General features: G+C 61.3%; 14 protein-coding genes. 11 read left to right on the forward strand and 3 right to left on the reverse strand.

What is annotated here, in order from left to right; genetic code table 11:
• Positions 1-357 precede the first annotated feature (357 nt).
• The 5 genes from PKE98_RS18195 to PKE98_RS18215 all read left to right on the forward strand — a co-directional run bounded on the left by PKE98_RS18195 (position 358) and on the right by PKE98_RS18215 (position 4,829).
• The gene (locus PKE98_RS18195) at positions 358-837 is read left to right on the forward strand and encodes a hypothetical protein (RefSeq protein WP_271196745.1); all 480 of its coding nucleotides are present in this window, start codon (positions 358-360) and stop codon (positions 835-837) included.
• A gap of 176 nt (positions 838-1,013) precedes the next feature.
• Complete coding sequence (locus tag PKE98_RS18200; RefSeq protein WP_271196746.1) at positions 1,014-2,291, forward strand: OmpP1/FadL family transporter; 1,278 nt, start codon at positions 1,014-1,016, stop codon at positions 2,289-2,291.
• A 153-nt stretch (positions 2,292-2,444) separates the two neighbouring features.
• Positions 2,445-3,524: a patatin-like phospholipase domain-containing protein gene (locus PKE98_RS18205; protein ID WP_271196747.1), complete on the forward strand. Its 1,080-nt coding sequence runs from the start codon at positions 2,445-2,447 to the stop codon at positions 3,522-3,524.
• 167 nt (positions 3,525-3,691) lie between these two features.
• Positions 3,692-4,519: a hypothetical protein gene (locus tag PKE98_RS18210; protein ID WP_271196748.1), complete on the forward strand. Its 828-nt coding sequence runs from the start codon at positions 3,692-3,694 to the stop codon at positions 4,517-4,519.
• Positions 4,473-4,829, forward strand: a complete 357-nt coding sequence (locus tag PKE98_RS18215) for a YfeK family protein (protein WP_271196749.1) — start codon at positions 4,473-4,475, stop codon at positions 4,827-4,829. Before PKE98_RS18210 ends, PKE98_RS18215 begins: the two co-directional genes overlap by 47 nt.
• 83 nt (positions 4,830-4,912) lie before the next feature.
• Here PKE98_RS18215 and hmpA read toward each other — a convergent pair whose 3' ends face one another.
• A complete protein-coding gene (gene hmpA, locus PKE98_RS18220) occupies positions 4,913-6,094 on the reverse strand; it encodes an NO-inducible flavohemoprotein (protein WP_271196750.1) in 1,182 nt (393 codons plus the stop codon).
• A 152-nt stretch (positions 6,095-6,246) separates the two neighbouring features.
• On the opposite strand from hmpA, the gene norR reads away from it, so the two are divergent.
• Both norR and queD read left to right on the forward strand, forming a co-directional pair.
• A complete protein-coding gene (gene norR / locus PKE98_RS18225; protein ID WP_271196751.1) occupies positions 6,247-7,803 on the forward strand; it encodes a nitric oxide reductase transcriptional regulator NorR in 1,557 nt (518 codons plus the stop codon).
• Between the two features lie 114 nt (positions 7,804-7,917).
• Positions 7,918-8,274, forward strand: coding sequence for a 6-carboxytetrahydropterin synthase QueD (queD, locus tag PKE98_RS18230; protein WP_110617600.1), 357 nt, complete (start codon positions 7,918-7,920; stop codon positions 8,272-8,274).
• A gap of 104 nt (positions 8,275-8,378) precedes the next feature.
• Here queD and PKE98_RS18235 read toward each other — a convergent pair whose 3' ends face one another.
• Together PKE98_RS18235 and recQ are read right to left on the reverse strand one after the other, a co-directional pair.
• Positions 8,379-9,539, reverse strand: a complete 1,161-nt coding sequence (locus PKE98_RS18235) for a GGDEF domain-containing protein (protein ID WP_271196752.1) — start codon at positions 9,537-9,539, stop codon at positions 8,379-8,381.
• Between the two features lie 194 nt (positions 9,540-9,733).
• A complete protein-coding gene (recQ, locus tag PKE98_RS18240) occupies positions 9,734-11,869 on the reverse strand; it encodes a DNA helicase RecQ (protein WP_271196857.1) in 2,136 nt (711 codons plus the stop codon).
• A gap of 212 nt (positions 11,870-12,081) precedes the next feature.
• On the opposite strand from recQ, the gene PKE98_RS18245 reads away from it, so the two are divergent.
• The 4 genes from PKE98_RS18245 to lapD all read left to right on the forward strand — a co-directional run bounded on the left by PKE98_RS18245 (position 12,082) and on the right by lapD (position 15,987).
• Positions 12,082-12,669 carry a UPF0149 family protein gene (locus tag PKE98_RS18245; protein ID WP_271196753.1) on the forward strand — a complete coding sequence of 196 codons (588 nt, stop codon included), beginning with the start codon at positions 12,082-12,084 and terminating at the stop codon, positions 12,667-12,669.
• Between the two features lie 25 nt (positions 12,670-12,694).
• Complete coding sequence (locus tag PKE98_RS18250; RefSeq protein WP_271196754.1) at positions 12,695-13,090, forward strand: YbaN family protein; 396 nt, start codon at positions 12,695-12,697, stop codon at positions 13,088-13,090.
• 239 nt (positions 13,091-13,329) lie between these two features.
• Complete coding sequence (lapG, locus tag PKE98_RS18255) at positions 13,330-14,031, forward strand: cysteine protease LapG (protein ID WP_271196755.1); 702 nt, start codon at positions 13,330-13,332, stop codon at positions 14,029-14,031.
• A gap of 9 nt (positions 14,032-14,040) precedes the next feature.
• Positions 14,041-15,987, forward strand: a complete 1,947-nt coding sequence (gene lapD / locus PKE98_RS18260; RefSeq protein WP_271196756.1) for a cyclic di-GMP receptor LapD — start codon at positions 14,041-14,043, stop codon at positions 15,985-15,987.
• Positions 15,988-16,168 lie beyond the last annotated feature (181 nt).

The raw sequence follows: 16,168 nt of genomic DNA on the forward strand, positions 1-16,168 counted from the left end.
GCACTGCGTCAGATAGACCTGAGACAGCGGGCAACATGATCATCAACCTGTTACCCATGTCTCCCGACAGGTGTTTACCATGTCCCCCGGCTGAACATTACGCGCACCAGACGGTTTCTCTCGAGGCCGCAACGGTGCGCATAGCACACCCTACCAGGAGCGTTTTAAGCACCTTGAGTCATATAGGTGCATTAGAAAAGCCGTAAATGATTTAAAAACAGCCCTTTACAGCACAATGATCTGACTATGCTTCAACAGGAGCGGCTAACCCTGCTCCCGGTGGGGCCTTTTCGAAATTCTCCGTTTACCCGCTGCCAGGCGCCAAGGCCCCCACCGGTTACCTATTTCGAGGTTTCTATGGGCATCGCCGCCAGTGAGTTATGCCAACACGTTATCCGCCCTACCCTCCTCTACCTGGATCGTCATAGCCCCTGCGCCGAGTCTTTTCTGCTCTGTGCTGCCGCTTGTCAGTCCGCACTCGGCTCAGCGCTGGATGACCAAAGCGGTCACGGCCTGTACCGAATCGCCGATTTGCGTCACCAAATGTTCTGGGACCAGCATTTGGCGCTCGACCCGGAACTGGCCAGCCGGGTTCGGGGGTTGGCCAGCCAGCATGCGTTTTTGGCCGCGCCGCACATCGAGTTGACCGTCAACCTGCGCTACGCCACCGCTATTGCCTGGCTCATGGTGGAGGCGCAACGCCCCGATTTGCCTGAGGTTGAGGACATAATGGGCATGGCCCAGGTGTGGCAGCAGGTGTTCCAACCTCAGGGGCGCCTTCGCGATTTCAGCCGTGCCTGGCATCACTACGTCGGCAAAGCCCAACAAGCCGCTTAAGATTTTTCCTGAACCAAAGCGGCACAGTACGCTCGTACAAGTTTGCCGACGTTGCCATCATTTTGCTCAAAATTGTCCGACAATTGCCTGCAAAATAGCGTTCCTGAGCAACTGGCCAGGTTATTCAAATACTGATAATTTCCGCCCCCCGTACAAAAATACAACAGGACTTTCCGATGAAACACGCCTGGTTCAAGACTACCCTAGCCCTGACTATTTCTGCCGCCTCCAGCTACTCCGTAGCTGGCGGTTTTGCCCTCAACGAACAAAGCATCAGCGGCATGGGTTCTTCCTACGCTGGGCGTTCGTCGTCGGCCGATGATGCCACCACCCTGTTCGGCAACCCGGCCGGCATGTCGCGCTTGAAACGCTCCGAAGTCAGCGTGGGCGCAGCTGCCATCGTCGCGAAAACCGATATCAGCCACACCAGCGGCTCCACCGCCGGCAGCAACGATGGCGACATGGTGCCGTTCACCGCCGTGCCGATGGGCTACTACGTAAACCCGGTAAATGATCAGTGGACGTTCGGCGTCGGCGTGTACGCACCCTTCGGCCTGATCACCGATTACGAAGGTGGCTTCCAGGGCCGCAAGTTCGGCGACTACAGCGAAGTGAAAGTGGTCACCGTGCAGCCAACTGTCAGCTTCCGCGTCAACGATCAACTCTCGATCGGTGGTGGCCCGACCATCAACCGTATCGACGGCAAGCTGGAAAGCGCCCTTGGCAGCCTGAACCCTGCACTCGGTGACAGCCGCGTAAAAATCAAAGGCGACGACACCGCCATCGGCTACAACATTGGCGCCCTGTACGAATTCACCCCGCACACCCGTGCCGGCGTGACGTACCACTCCAAGGTCAAGTACAAGCTGGACGGCGATACCACCGTTTCTGGCAGCGACCCGATCTACACGGCAATTGGCGCCTACGGCAAATACGATGCCTCGCTGGACCTGACCACCCCGGAATCGGTTGATGCCTCGATTACCCACGACATCGACGACGCCTGGACGGTTTATGCCGGTAGCACCTGGACTCGCTGGAGCCGCCTGAAAGAAATCACCGTTGAGAACGACGGCGTCACTGGCCCGGCTGCTGGTACCCTGTCGAGCATTACCGAAGAGCAGAACTGGCACGACACCTGGGGCTACGCGGTGGGCACGGCCTACAAGCTGAACCAACAGTGGACCCTGCGCGCGGGCCTCGCCTTCGACCAGAGCCCGACTAACAACACCAACCGCTCGCCGCGCATCCCGACTGGCGACCGTACCGCCGTCAGCTTCGGCTTTGGCTGGAACCCGACTGAAGACCTGACCGTTGACGTGGCCTACTCCTACCTGTGGGAAGAAGACACCAAGATCAACGACGTGGACACCGAAGGGAACAAAGGCAGCTACGCAGCCACCTACGAAAACAGCGCACACGGTTTCGGTACTCAGGTTTCGTACCGCTTCTAACCGCTGGCTGTAACACCCGACACCGTCATTCCCTAAACGGGAATGACGGTGTTTTTTATGGGGAGGGTTTTAGGGCCCCATTCACGCCACAAAAGTCGCTTGGCCTTCCCGCGCACCGCTCTATAATCGCCCCCTTGCGTGATGGAGGCCTACATGAGCGCGATTCAAATCAAGTCCCCCGCTCTGACGATCAAAGCCGGCAGCACCGCCCTGGCGCGTATTCGTGAGCGCGGTTTATCGCCTGCTGACGTCGGCATCTTGCCCGGCGCCGCCGGTGGCCCCAAAGCCCTTGGCATTCAGGGCCTGGACCTGGCGCTATTCGGCGACTGGCTTCCCCGTGCGCCACGTCAGCGCTCACTGATCGGTGCTTCCATTGGCTCCTGGCGCTTCGCCAGTGCCTGCCTGCCCGACGCTGCCGCTGGCATCCAGCGCCTGGGCGAGCTGTATACCCAGCAGCGTTTTGCCAAAGGCGTAACCATGGCCGAGGTGTCGCAAAGCTGCGTACGCATGCTCGACGAATTGCTCGAAGGCCAGGACGCCCATGTACTGAACAACCCCCACTACAGCCTGAATATCATGGTGGTCAAAAGCCTCGGCCTGCTCGCCCACGACCGCCGTGGCGCGCTGGGGCTGGGCTTGTCTTCAGTGATCGGCAACAACCTGCTCGGTCGCCCGCGCCTCTCACGGCATTTCGAGCGAGTGATTCTGCACGACGCACGCACCCCGCCGCCGCTCAATGCCCTGAGCGACTTCCCCTCGCGCCTGCTGCACCTGGACGTCGGCAACCTGCGCCACGCGCTGCTGGCGTCCGGCTCCATTCCGATGGTGATGGAAGGTGTGCGCGATATTCCCGGTGCAGGCGTGGGCACTTACCGCGACGGCGGCCTGCTCGACTACCACCTCGACCTGCCCTACAGCGGCGACGACGTGGTGCTTTATCCGCACTTCACCGACAAGGTGATTCCCGGCTGGTTCGACAAGGGCCTGCCGTGGCGCAAAGGCGACAATGGGCGCCTGCAGAACGTGCTGCTGCTGGCGCCCTCCCGCGACTACCTGGCCAAGCTGCCCCACGGCAAGTTGCCCGACCGGAAAGACTTCACCCGCTACCTGGGTGATGACGCCGGTCGCGAGCGCTACTGGCGCACCGCCATGGACGCCAGCCGCCGCCTGGGCGACGAATTTCTCGAGCTGGTCGACAGCAACAAGCTCGGCGAGCGCCTGCAAGCCCTCTAAAAAAGCAATTATCAGGATGTGTGAAAACGTAGCGAGCGAAGGTTAGGCAAGGCAAAAACAGGCGAAAAAGCGGAGATGACACGGAGTCAATGAGCATTTTGAGCTTGTTTTTAACGCCGCCTAACCGAGCGCAGTAGTTTTCACACGGCCTGATCCAAGGATTGGTCATGAAGCTCGCAGTCGCCATCATCCATGGCATTGGCACCCAACCGCTGGAACTCGATGCCGACGGCCATCACCTGTTCGCCCAGAGCCTGATCGCCGCCTTGCGCCAGCGCCTGGGCGCCGAGGTCGATCAGGTGGCGTTTCAAAGCCTGTACTGGGCCAACGTGCTGGACGACCGCGAGTTCGCCTACCTGGAAAAACTCAAGACCGAGCCCGTGACCTGGCGCTGGTTGCGACGCGCCGTCACCCTGTTTCTCGGTGATGCCAGCGGCTACCGCAAAGTCAGCGAAGCCTACGACACCACCTACCAGGAAGTGCACCAGACCGTGCGCCAGGGCCTGCAAGCACTGCGCGCCAAAGTGGACGCCGACACGCCATTGGTGGTGCTTGCCCACTCGCTCGGCGGGCATATCTTTTCCAACTACGCCTGGGACCAGCAGCAGCTAAACGCCACGCCCAGCTGCCCGCTCGACCCGTTTCTGGGGCTGGAAACCCTGGCCGGGCTAATCACCTTTGGCTGCAATATTCCGCTGTTTACCTTCGCCTATAACCCGGTGCTGCCCATCCGTTTCCCCGGCCATTGCCTGAGCCCCGCCGTGCGCGAACAGGCGCGCTGGCTTAACCTCTATGCACCGGCCGACGCCTTGGGTTACCCGCTGCGGCCATTGCCCAACTACGCCGCGGTGGTCAGCGAAGACCGCGCCATGGCCGTGGGCCCCTGGTACAAACGGCACACCCCTTTGAGTCATATGGAGTACTGGAACGATGGTGGTTTTCACACCTATGTGGCGGATTATCTGCATCAGCTGCTGCCTGCTTGCAGCGACTGAAAGCCAGGCCGCGCTGAATCCGCAGAGCCAGGACGAGGTAGGCAAGCTGCTTGCCTTCGTCGAAAACAGCGGCTGCAGCTTTATCCGTAACGGCAGCGCTTACGACGGCAAGGAAGCGCGCATGCACCTGCAGCAAAAGCTCGATTACCTGGAAAACAAAGGCCTGGTGAGTTCAAGCGAAGACTTTATCCAACGCGCCGCCACCGGCAGCAGCATCAGCGGCAAGCCGTACAGCGTCGACTGCAAGGGGCAGCAGCAGCCGTCGGCGGATTGGTTGAATGGGGAATTGCAGCGGATTCGTAAGCCCTAATTTCAAAAGAATCGAGGCTGAAGCCTCTCCTACACAGATCCCTGTAGGAGAGGCTTCAGCCTCGATAAACAGCAGCCCAGACCTCAGCCTTCCAGTTTCCCAGCCGGCCCGAAGAACTCATAAAAACACTGCTCCGCCGGCACCCCCAGCCCACGCAGGCTGCGGTTTACATGCGCCATAAACGGTTGCGGCCCGAGAAAGTAAGCATCCATATCACGCGTCTGCGGCAACCACTGCGCCAGCCGTTCCTCCGTCAAAAAGCCACTTTCGACATGCCCATCTTCCCCGCGTGGCTCGCTGTAGCAGTAAAAGCGTTTGAGCTGCGGGTGCGCTTCGGCCTTGGCCGCCAGCCAGTCCTGAAACCCATGCACGCCGCCATGGCGAGCGCAGTGAATAAAGTGAATGTCGCGGCCACTGTCCAGTGCGTGCTCCAGCATTGCCAGGGCCGGGGTAATGCCTACCCCGGCGGTGATCAATGCCAGCGGCTTGTCTGAGCGGCGCAAGGTAAAGGCCCCGGCCGGCGGGAACAGCTCCACGCTGTCGCCGACCTGCAACTGCTCATGCAGGTACCCCGACACGCGCCCGCCTTTCTCGCGTTTTACGCTGATGCGGTATTCGCGCTGATTCGGCGCGGCCGAAAGCGAGTAGTTACGGCGCAAGTCATCACCATCGATTTCTACCCGCAAGCCAATGTACTGACCCGGCTCGAAATCCATCAGCGCCCCGCCGTCGGCTGGCACAAAGTAGAACGAGGTAATTTCTTCGCTCTCCACCACCTTTTTCGCCAACCGGAACTGCCGACCACCGCGCCAGCCGCCTTCGGCCTGCTCGCGCTCGCTGTACATCGTTTCCTCAATGCCCATCAGCAGATTGGCCAGTTGCTGGTATGCGCCGGCCCAGGCGTCTATGACTTCATCGGTGGCCACTTCGCTGCCCAGCACTTCGCGGATGGCCTGCAGCAGGCAGCTGCCGACGATGGGGTAATGCTCGGGGAGAATCTGCAGGGCCACGTGCTTGTTGACGATCTGGCCTACGAGCGGGCCCAGCGCATCCAGGCGGTCGATAAATTTGGCGTACATCAGCACGGCATTGGCCAGGGCACGAGCCTGGGCCCCGCTGGCCTGGTGGGTCTGGTTGAACAGCGGACGAACTTCGGGGTAGTCGCGCAGCATGGTGCTGTAAAAATGCGAGGTCAGCGCTTCGCCGCCGGACTCCAGCAAGGGCACGGTGGCTTTGATCAAAGCGGTCTGCGGGGCACTGAGCATGTGTTCTCTCCTGGATCGTGGTAGGGTTTCTGCCACGAACTATTCCAGTTTTCATGCCAAGCTTTTATTCGTTTAATTTCAATGACTTAATAATTTATTGAGTCATACAGACACGAGTCATAAGGACTCTAACCCGCCGAAAGAGTGTCGTAATGACAGCAAACGCCCTGCTCAGCGCTTTTCTCCCCTTGGTGGCCGACCTCTCCCGCGAGCTACCCGAGAGCGAACGCTATCGCCGCCTGCTGGATGCCCTGCGCCAGTTATTGCCCTGCGATGCCACCGCGTTGTTGCGCCTGGAAGGCGAGCAACTGGTGCCGCTCGCCGTACACGGCCTGAGCGCCGACACCCTCGGCCGGCGCTTCAAGGTGGCCGAGCACCCGCGCCTCAAAGCCCTGCTGGAAAACCGCGAACCCACCCACTTTGCCGCCGACAGCGACCTTCCCGACCCATACGACGGCTTGGTCGACGGCGTGCACGGCCACCTGGAAGTGCACGATTGCATGGGCTGCTCGCTGTACCTGGACGAACGCCCGTGGGGCGTGCTCACCCTCGATGCCCTGGACGCCGCCTGCTTCAGCCCCGACGATCTCAACACCCTTGCTGCCTTTTCCAACCTGGCCGCCGCCACGGTAAAAGCCGGCGAGCGCATCCATAGCCTGGCCCGCGATGCCCACGACCAGCACCAGCTTGCCGAGGCCTACAAACAGGCTGCCGGACAGGCGCAGGCCAAGGAAATGATCGGCCAGAGCCCAGCGCATAAGCGCCTGGTGGAAGAAATCGCCCTGGTCGGCAACAGCGAACTGAGCGTGCTCATCAGCGGCGAAACCGGCGTCGGCAAGGAGCTGGTCGCCCAGGCCATTCACGCTCAATCACCACGGGCCAAGGCGCCGATGATCAGCCTCAACTGCGCGGCACTGCCGGAAACCCTGGTGGAAAGCGAGCTGTTCGGCCATGTACGCGGCGCATTCTCCGGCGCGGTAAACGAGCGGCGCGGCAAGTTCGAATTGGCCGATGGCGGCACCCTCTTTCTCGACGAGTTGGGCGAGTTGCCGCTGCCGGTGCAGGCCAAATTGCTGCGCGTGCTGCAAAGCGGGCAACTGCAGCGCGTGGGCTCGGACAAGGAGCACCACGTAAACGTACGGGTGCTGGCCGCCACCAACCGCGACCTGGCCGAAGAAGTGCGCGCCGGCCGTTTTCGCGCCGACCTCTACCACCGCCTGAGCGTGTACCCCCTGCGCGTGCCACCGCTGCGCGAACGCGGCCGCGATGTTTTGCTGCTGGCTGGTTTTTTCCTCGAAGACAACCGCCCGCGCCTGGGCCTGCGCAGCTTGCGTTTAGCCAGCGATGCCCAGGCGGCCCTGCTCGCCTACGACTGGCCAGGTAATGTGCGCGAACTGGAACACCTGATCGGCCGCGCCTCACTTAAAGCACTGGCAGCGTGCAGCGAGCGGCCGCGCATTCTCAGTGTGCAGGCGGTGGATCTGGCACTGCCCGATAGCCAGCGCATGCTAGCCATGGCCGCCGCTGAACCACCGCAGGTGAAAGGCGCCGTCGGCGATCTGCGCCAGCACCTGGACGATTACCAGCGGCAACTGATTGGTGCTTGCCTTGAGCGTCACCAAGGTAATTGGGCGAGCGCGGCCCGGGAGTTGGGGCTGGACAGGGCCAACCTGAGTCGCTTGGCCAAGCGCTTGAACCTCAAGGCCTGAACTGCCGCCGGGCGCTTTCTGACCCTCAGGACAAACGCGCGACGGGCAAAGCCACAGGCGAACTGGTAGACTCGCCGGCCATTTTTTGATCACCGTCTTCTCAGAGCGTTAGTCGTGGAACTGTTTAAAGAATTCATCTTCGAAGCCGCACACCGTCTGCCCCACGTGCCTGCCGGGCACAAATGCGGGCGCCTGCATGGTCACTCGTTCCGGGTGGCGATTTATATCGAGGGTGAAGTGGATCCGTATACCGGCTGGATCCGCGATTTTTCCGAGATCAAGGCGATCTTCAAGCCGCTGTATGAGCAACTGGACCACAACTACCTGAACGATATTCCTGGCCTGGAAAACCCGACCAGTGAAGTGTTGAGCAAGTGGATCTGGCAGCAACTCAAGCCGCTGCTGCCGGAGTTGTCACGGGTGCGGATTCACGAGACGTGCACCAGCGGGTGTGAATACCGCGGGGATTGAAATCAGCCATGTAGGGTGTGTTCCGCGCACCAAGCGGTTTCGCAGGAGATCGCAACGGTGCGCGGAGCAGACCCTATGAGCCTGTTTCAAGGCACGCGTATGACTTACGCCACTACCTGATTGCGCCCAAACGCCTTCGCCTCATAAAGCGCCCGATCGGCCCGTTCATACAGCTGATCCATCGCTCCTTCCTCGGCTGGCAACATGCACGCCACGCCAACCGACATGGTCACCATCGCCGCCGTGTCCGAGCGCTCATGGCGAATGCCGAGTTTCTCCAGCGCCCCGCGCAGCGCCTCGGCCCGCTCCCGCGCTTGCTCGTCGGTGATGTCATACAGCAACACCGCAAACTCTTCGCCACCCAAGCGCACCGACATATCCAACGGCCGGCGCGCCGCATCGGCCAGCACGCTGCCGACTCGCTGCAGCACGTTGTCGCCGGCCTGGTGGCCGTAACAGTCGTTATAGGCTTTGAAGTGGTCGATATCGCAGAGCAGCAGCGCCAGCGACTGACTCTCACGCTGGGCCTGACGCCACAAGCGCTCCAGTTGGCGATTGAAACTGCGTCGATTGTGCAGCCCCGTCAAGCTGTCGTGGTCAGCCAGAACCCGCATCAAGCGGCTCACCAGAAAATGCTCACGGGATTTGAATTCCAGCAGGTAGCAACCTAATGCACCCATCAGGTTGCCAAACAGCAGAAACAGCACGTTGTTGATCAACCGAGGAATCGGTAGGCCAGCGAGCAGTTCAAGGAACACATAGGCCATCAACACCAGCAGGGACGTGGCAATGGCTTCGGACAACCGCAGCCCCACCAGAAAATAACCGGCCATGCACACCAGCAGCAGGCCCTCATACGGGTAAGTGGTGTCGACGGTGTGGGCAATCGCCACTACCGCCGCCGCACCCAGCCCCAGGCCGCCGATACAGGTGAGGCTCAGCGGCACCAGTAGGTGCACATGCTTGCGCTGGGCCATCAGAAAACCGCATACCAGCAGCAAGGCCAGCACGCTGAAACGCACGCCCTGCATCCACCACAATTGCTGCCCCTGAATCAGGGAGAAGTCGAGCATAGCGAACGCCAGCCACAGCACCATGCCCACGCTTAGGGCGATGCGCTTGAGGTCGAAGCTGTCTTCGCTCATGTACTGACGGTATTCGGCCTCCAGCGGGCGCACAAAACGCAGCAGGCGAAAACCTGAGGACAGTTGGTCGGCGTAAGGATTGGGGCGGACATCGTCCAGCCAGGCGTGATGGAGCGGCACCCGTTACCTCTTCTCTTGGTGGGGAGGCTTTTTGACACCATAGCCGCAGTCAGTTCCGCGAACAAGGTCGGCGAGTTTTTGGCGCCAGCTGGACGTCACCGTTGATCAGGGCGGTGTTTGAGCGATTTATCGAGGCCTAAGCCTCTCCTACGAAAAACGCAGCGCCGGTAGGAGAGGCTTGAGCCTCGATACTTTTAAACCTCGAATTCAGCCTGCAACGCCGCACGCACGCAGTACAGAACGCCCTCCGGCACCCGCCCGGCGAACTGCTCGACGATGGCGGCTACCGCCGGTAATTCACCGTCGGCGTCGAGGAAGGCGTCCTGAATTTCACCGAGCAATTCCATCGGCAGATCCAGCGCCTGCTCCAACGATAGCTGCTGCCGGCCAATTGCCTCGGCCAGCAGGCTGTAAACGTTTTTCTCGGTGCACTTGAGCTGACCGGCGATCTGCTGCGGCGTCATGCCGGCCCGAGCCAGGCTCACCAGTTCGTGGCGGATATCGACCACCACCGGCACGATTTCCGCCGCGCCGCTGAGCACTTCCAGGAAGGCCGCGCCATAGCGCTCCAGTTTGCGTGCGCCCACGCCGCTGACTTCGCCCATTTCGGCCATGGAGCCTGGCTGGCTGCGGAGCATTTCCAGCAGGGTGGAGTCGGGGAAGATGACGTACGGCGGCACCGCATGCTCTTCGGCCAGCTTGCGCCGCAGGGCGCGCAGCGCTTCCCACTGTTCGCGCTCGTCCGGGCGTACCAGTTGGCTCGCTGAGCTGCCACCGGACGACGAGCTTTTCGCCGCCAGTTGGGGTTTCAGGTCGCGGCGCAGTTCCAGGGTCACTTCACCGCGCAGCAGAGGTCGGCACGCTTCGCTCAGGCGCAGGCCGCCATAGCCCTCAAGGTCGACGTCGGCCAGGCCGCGCGCCACCAGTTGGCGGAACAGCGAGCGCCATTCGCCTTCGCTCAGGGCCTTGCCCATGCCGAACACGGACAAGTGCTGATGGCCGCTGCTGCGCACTTTGTCGTTGTCTTTGCCCAGCAACACGTCCACCAGATGACCCACGCCATAGCGCTGGCCGCTGCGGAAAATCGCCGACAAGGCCTGGCGCGCCGGCTCGGTGGCGTCCCAGGTCTGCACGTTGTCCACGCAGTTGTCGCAGTGCCCGCAGGGCTTGGGCAGCTCTTCATCGAAATACTGCAACAGGGCCTGACGGCGGCAGCGAATTTGCTCACACAGCGCCAGCATGGCGTCGAGCTTGTGCTGCTCCAGGCGCTTGTGACGCTCATCGCCCTCGGAGCTTTGCAGCATCTGCTTGAGAGTAATCACGTCCTGCAGGCCGTAGGCCATCCAGGCATCCGCCGGCAAGCCATCACGGCCGGCGCGACCGGTTTCCTGGTAGTAGGCTTCGAGGGATTTGGGCAGATCCAGGTGGGCTACAAAACGCACGTTGGGCTTGTCGATGCCCATGCCGAACGCGATGGTCGCCACCATGATCAGGCCTTCCTCGTTGAGGAAGCGCTTCTGGTTGCCCGCCCGCACGTCATACGCCAGCCCGGCGTGGTACGGCAGCGCGGGGAAACCTTCGGCGCTAAGGAAGGTGGCGACCTCTTCGACCTTTTTGCGCGACAGGCAGTACACGATACCGGCATCGCCCTTGCGTTCCTTGAGGAAGGCCAGCAACTGCTTGCGCGGCTGTTCCTTGGGCACGATGCGGTAGAAAATATTTGGCCGGTCGAAGCTCGACAGAAAGCGCTCGGCGTTTTGCAGGTGCAGGCGCGTCACGATTTCTTCGCGGGTACGCATGTCCGCCGTGGCGGTCAGGGCAATGCGTGGCACATGGGGGAACAGCTCGGCGAGCTGGCCCAATTGCAGGTATTCCGGGCGGAAGTCGTGGCCCCATTGCGACACGCAGTGCGCTTCGTCAATGGCAAACAGGGCGATATCCAGGTCCTGCAGAAACTCCAGCATGCGTGGCTGCACCAGGCGTTCCGGGGCCACGTACAGCAGCTTGATTTCATTGCGACGAATGCGGTCGGCAATCTGCCGTTGCTCGGCGGCGCTCAAGGTCGAGTTCAGCGCCACGGCGGCCACACCGAGCTCGTCGAGGGTGGCCACCTGGTCTTCCATCAACGCAATCAGCGGTGAAACCACCACGGCCAGACCGGGGCGCAGCAAGGCCGGCACCTGAAAGCACAGCGACTTGCCGCCACCGGTGGGCATCAATACCAGGGCGTCACCGCCATTGGCCACGCGCTCGATGATTGCACCCTGACGGCCACGAAAACTGTCGTAGCCAAAGACGTCTTTAAGGATGCGCAGAGCCGGTTCGAGCATATAAACCCCAAGCTGTTGCAGAAGGTGCAGGCGGAAAAGCGCCGCAGTATACGTCAGCACCCATGGCCGTTGGACGTCGCCCATCGGTGATTGCCGGCCGAAAAGTCGTACGCCGGCTGCGCCACGGCGAAAAAAAATCGGCCATCAGCGCCGCGCCCGCAGGCTATACAGGCTAAAATCCTGCGCATTCAGTCCTATTAGGTAGTGCCGTAATGTCCTTCGCCGCGCAATTGACCCGCCTGCAAGCCTTCCTCGACGCCGATGAGCTGCATGAAGAAGCCCTGGACTATGTGGCCGCACACGGCTTTCTGACCGCGCTGTCGATCTGCACCGTGGAGGTGGCCGAGCGCGAATGGATCGACGCCCTGTTCTCCGAAGCGCCGCACTACCGCGACGACGCCGAGCGCGACGAAATCGAAGCCACCCTTATCCAGCTCAAAGCCCATATCGGCCGCATGCTTGCCGCCGATGACGACCTCGAATTGCCGTGCGACCTGGACCTGGGTGACGAGCCAGACGATTCCGATATCCGCGGCTGGTGCATCGGTTTTATGGAAGGCGTGTTTATGCGCGAAGCGGCCTGGTTCGAAACCGCCGAAGAAGAAGTCAGCGAGCTGCTGCTGCCGATCATGGTCGGCTCCGGTCTGTTCGATGAAGAAGCCGAGTTCGCCGACATCGCCAAAGACGCCGACCTGATGGACGACATGGTCGAGCAGATTCCAGAAGCCCTCACCGCCCTCTTCCTGCTCTGCCAGGCACCCGACGAAAAACCTGCGCTGCTCAAGCCCCGCCACCACTGATTTGCCGAAACGATAAGGGCTGAGCGTGACGCGCCACGTCCACGAAAACCGCAACCCCGCCATTCGCTACGCCTTGCTGACCGTCGGTTGGCTCAGCGTAGTGTTGGGCGTGGTCGGGATTTTTCTGCCGGTGTTGCCCACCACGCCGTTTCTGCTGCTGGCCGCGGCGTGTTTTGCGCGCAGCTCCGAGCGGTTTTACAACTGGCTGGTGAACCACCCCAAGCTTGGGCCGTGGATTCGCGACTACCTGGAAGGCAACGGCATTCCGCTCAAGGGCAAGGTGTACGCCATTGGACTTATGTGGGTGAGCATCAGTTTTTCCTGCTACCTGGTGCCGATGTTCTGGGCGCGGACGTTCATGCTCACCAGTGCGGTGTGCGTGACGATCTACATCTTGCGGCAGAAGACGTTACATCGCTGATCTGCGGCAGAGGCGTAGGGCGAATATCGCCCGCGGCGATATCCGCCGATTCGCGATTGTGGCGACGGCGGATATCCGCGTTGCGGATATTCGCCCTACACCCTCGCAAGATTTCCCAGTAAAGCCTGCGCGTGGACGATGGTGTTGGGGATAAGAATACTCAGCAAAATTCCCGTTTTGCGTAAAGCAAATTCCCCCTCAACTGCCTAGAATCACTCCATCTTCGGCGGAGACGCGACATGTACCTGCGGCAGCGCATTCAAGGACGACTCAGGCGCCTGCCCCTGGCACGTGCCGGGCTGTCTTTGCTACTTGCCCTGCTGGTCAGCATCGCCAGCGTCTACGCCAACTGGGACTTTGCCGTCGTTCTGAAAAACGCCGAAGCGCGTTACGGCAATCTGGGCGAGGCGAAAGAACGTATCGTCGCCTGGAGCGACCTGATCAACGCCAGCGGCGAACTGCCGGAAAACGAAAAACTCAGCGTGGTAAACAAATTCTTCAACCGCGAGCTGCGCTTTGTCGATGACCTGCGCAACTGGCGCCAGGAAGACTACTGGGCCACGCCCCTCGAAGCCCTGGTAAAAGGCGCCGGCGATTGCGAGGACTACTCCATCGCCAAGTACTTCACCCTGCGTCGCCTGGGTATTCCCAGCGAAAAGCTGCGTATCACTTACGTTAAAGCGCTGAACTACAACCAGGCACACATGGTGCTCACCTACTACTCCAGCCCCACCTCGCAGCCGCTGGTTCTGGATAATCTGATCGGCGATATTCGCCCCGCATCGCAACGTAAAGATCTGTTACCGGTGTATTCCTTCAATGCCGAAGGTCTGTACCTGCCGGGCTCAACCGGCAAACGCAGTGACACCAAAAAGCTTTCGCGCTGGCAGGACTTGTTGAAGAAAATGAATGCCGAAGGCTTTGCCGTTGGTGAGGGTTAGGAGAACCTTATGTCGTTACTCAAACAGCTGTTTCTCGCCATCTGCCTGTTTCTGGTGGTGGCCTTTACCGGCAGTTTCATCACCAGCGTGGAAAGCTCGCGCGAGCAATTGCTCAGCCAGTTGCGCTCCCATGCCCAGGACGCCGCCACCGCCCTGGCGCTGTCGATGACCCCGCATATCGACGACCCGGCGATGATCGAGCTGATGGTCAGCTCCGTGTTCGACAGCGGCTACTACGCCACCATCCGCGTGGTACGCGTGGACAACGGCGAAACCCTGGTGGAACGGCGCACCACCACAACCGTCGACAAGGTGCCGAGCTGGTTCGTCAAACTGATCAACCTGCAACCCGAAGGCGGCGACGCCATGATCATGCGCGGCTGGGACCAGGCCGCCCGCGTGGAAGTGCTCAGCCATCCACAATTTGCCCTGGCCAAACTCTGGGACAGCGCCGTGGGCAGCGCCATCTGGTTGCTGCTGTGCGGGCTTGTCAGCTCCATCCTCGGCGGCTGGCTGCTGCGCACCCAACTCAAGCCGCTGGACAATATGGTGCAGCAAGCCCACGCCATCAGCCGCCGCGAGTTCTTCACCCTGCCCCGCGTGCCGCGCACCCCTGAATTGAAACGGGTGGTGTTGGCGATGAACCAGATGGTGGAGAAACTCAAAACCCTGTTCGCCGAAGAAGCTGCGCGCAGCGAAAAGCTGCGTGAAGAAGCCTACCAGGACAACCTCACGGGCCTGGCCAACCGCCGCCTGTTCGATATCCACCTGGTCAACCAGCTCAGCGCCCACGAGCAGAACGCCGAGGGCTACCTGATCATGCTGCGGGTCAACGACCTTGGCGGCCTCAACCAACGCCTGGGCGGCCAGCGCACCGACACCCTGATTGCCGCCATTGGCGAGCTGCTCAAACGCCTACTGGAGCACCCCGACCGCAGCAACTGGCTGGCCTCGCGCAGCCGTGGCGGCGAATTCACCCTGCTGGCTCCGGGGCTGTCAGGCGAGGACGCCGACCGCCTGGCCCTGCAACTGATCGACAGCCTGGAAAGCCTGCGCCAGACCGGCGCCAGCGACTGCACGCCGGTCGCCCACCTGGGTATTGCCGCCTTCCGCCCCGGCGAAGACGTGCCCGCAGTTATCAACCGTGGCGACCAGGCCCTGGCGCAGGCGCAAAGCAACAGCGCCAAGTTCTGGGAACGCCTGGACGACTTCAACGCGGCGCCCAGCCAGAGCCTCAACGACTGGCGCGGCTGGATCGACGAAGCGCTGAACAAAGGCAAGCTGGAGCTGTACTTCCAGCCCGTGGTGGACTGTTCCGACACGCGCCGCATCCTGCACCACAAAGTGCTGGCGCGGCTGATCGACCCGCAAGGCGAAGCCATCGCTGCCGGGCGTTTCCTGCCCTGGATCGAGCGGCTGGGCTGGACGGCGCGGTTTGACATCGCGATGGTCAAACACGCCCTCGCCCACCTGGCGGCGCACCAGCAACCGATTGCCCTGAGCCTGTCGGCCGCCACCTTGCGCGAGGCGCAAGCGCAGGCGCAGTTGATTGCCCTGCTCAAGGAAAACCCTGCCCATGCAGCGTTGATGACCCTGGAAGTGGACGAACGCCATTTGCCGCCACCGGCGGAGCTGGAACGTTTGAGTCAGGCGGTACATACCGCCGGGTTCAACCTCGGGCTGCAGCATTTTGGTGGTCGGTTCAGTTTGATCGGCAACCTCACGCACCTGGGGTTGGCTTATTTGAAGGTGGATGGCACGTATATTCGGGCTATCGATCTGGAGAGCGATAAGCGCATGTTTATCGAGGCGATGTTTCGCGCGACCAACAGTATTGATTTGCCGTTGATTGCGGAGATGGTGGAGACCGAGGGTGAGTTGCAGGCGCTCAAGGAGCTTGGCATCAAGGGGGCCATGGGGCGGTTGATTGGGGCGCCGGCGCCTTGGGGGATGTAACGGTTAATTTTGGCGGTGGTGGAGGTATTCATTACCGCGTGTGGTGGGCATTTTTGTTTCGCGCCTTACGCGCGAGTTTCTTTTTCCAGTCGATGAAAAAGAAACCAAAAAATCTTGCCCCTACCTGGGCCCTACGCTGCGCTGCGGGTCCCCTCCCTCCGTCGTTGCTCCAGGGGCCGGG

It is taken from the genome of Pseudomonas turukhanskensis (assembly GCF_027922365.1).
GTDB classification, from domain to species: domain Bacteria; phylum Pseudomonadota; class Gammaproteobacteria; order Pseudomonadales; family Pseudomonadaceae; genus Aquipseudomonas; species Aquipseudomonas turukhanskensis.

Bases quoted from the DNA above. Each gene is read 5' to 3' on its own strand.
- PKE98_RS18195 (WP_271196745.1), top strand. From the start codon at position 358: ATGGGCATCGCCGCCAGTGAGTTATGCCAACACGTTATCCGCCCTACC.
- PKE98_RS18200 (WP_271196746.1), top strand. From the start codon at position 1,014: ATGAAACACGCCTGGTTCAAGACTACCCTAGCCCTGACTATTTCTGCC.
- PKE98_RS18205 (WP_271196747.1), top strand. From the start codon at position 2,445: ATGAGCGCGATTCAAATCAAGTCCCCCGCTCTGACGATCAAAGCCGGC.
- PKE98_RS18210 (WP_271196748.1), top strand. From the start codon at position 3,692: ATGAAGCTCGCAGTCGCCATCATCCATGGCATTGGCACCCAACCGCTG.
- PKE98_RS18215 (WP_271196749.1), top strand. From the start codon at position 4,473: ATGTGGCGGATTATCTGCATCAGCTGCTGCCTGCTTGCAGCGACTGAA.
- hmpA (WP_271196750.1), bottom strand. From the start codon at position 6,094: ATGCTCAGTGCCCCGCAGACCGCTTTGATCAAAGCCACCGTGCCCTTG.
- norR (WP_271196751.1), top strand. From the start codon at position 6,247: ATGACAGCAAACGCCCTGCTCAGCGCTTTTCTCCCCTTGGTGGCCGAC.
- recQ (WP_271196857.1), bottom strand. From the start codon at position 11,869: ATGCTCGAACCGGCTCTGCGCATCCTTAAAGACGTCTTTGGCTACGAC.
- PKE98_RS18245 (WP_271196753.1), top strand. From the start codon at position 12,082: ATGTCCTTCGCCGCGCAATTGACCCGCCTGCAAGCCTTCCTCGACGCC.
- lapG (WP_271196755.1), top strand. From the start codon at position 13,330: ATGTACCTGCGGCAGCGCATTCAAGGACGACTCAGGCGCCTGCCCCTG.
- lapD (WP_271196756.1), top strand. From the start codon at position 14,041: ATGTCGTTACTCAAACAGCTGTTTCTCGCCATCTGCCTGTTTCTGGTG.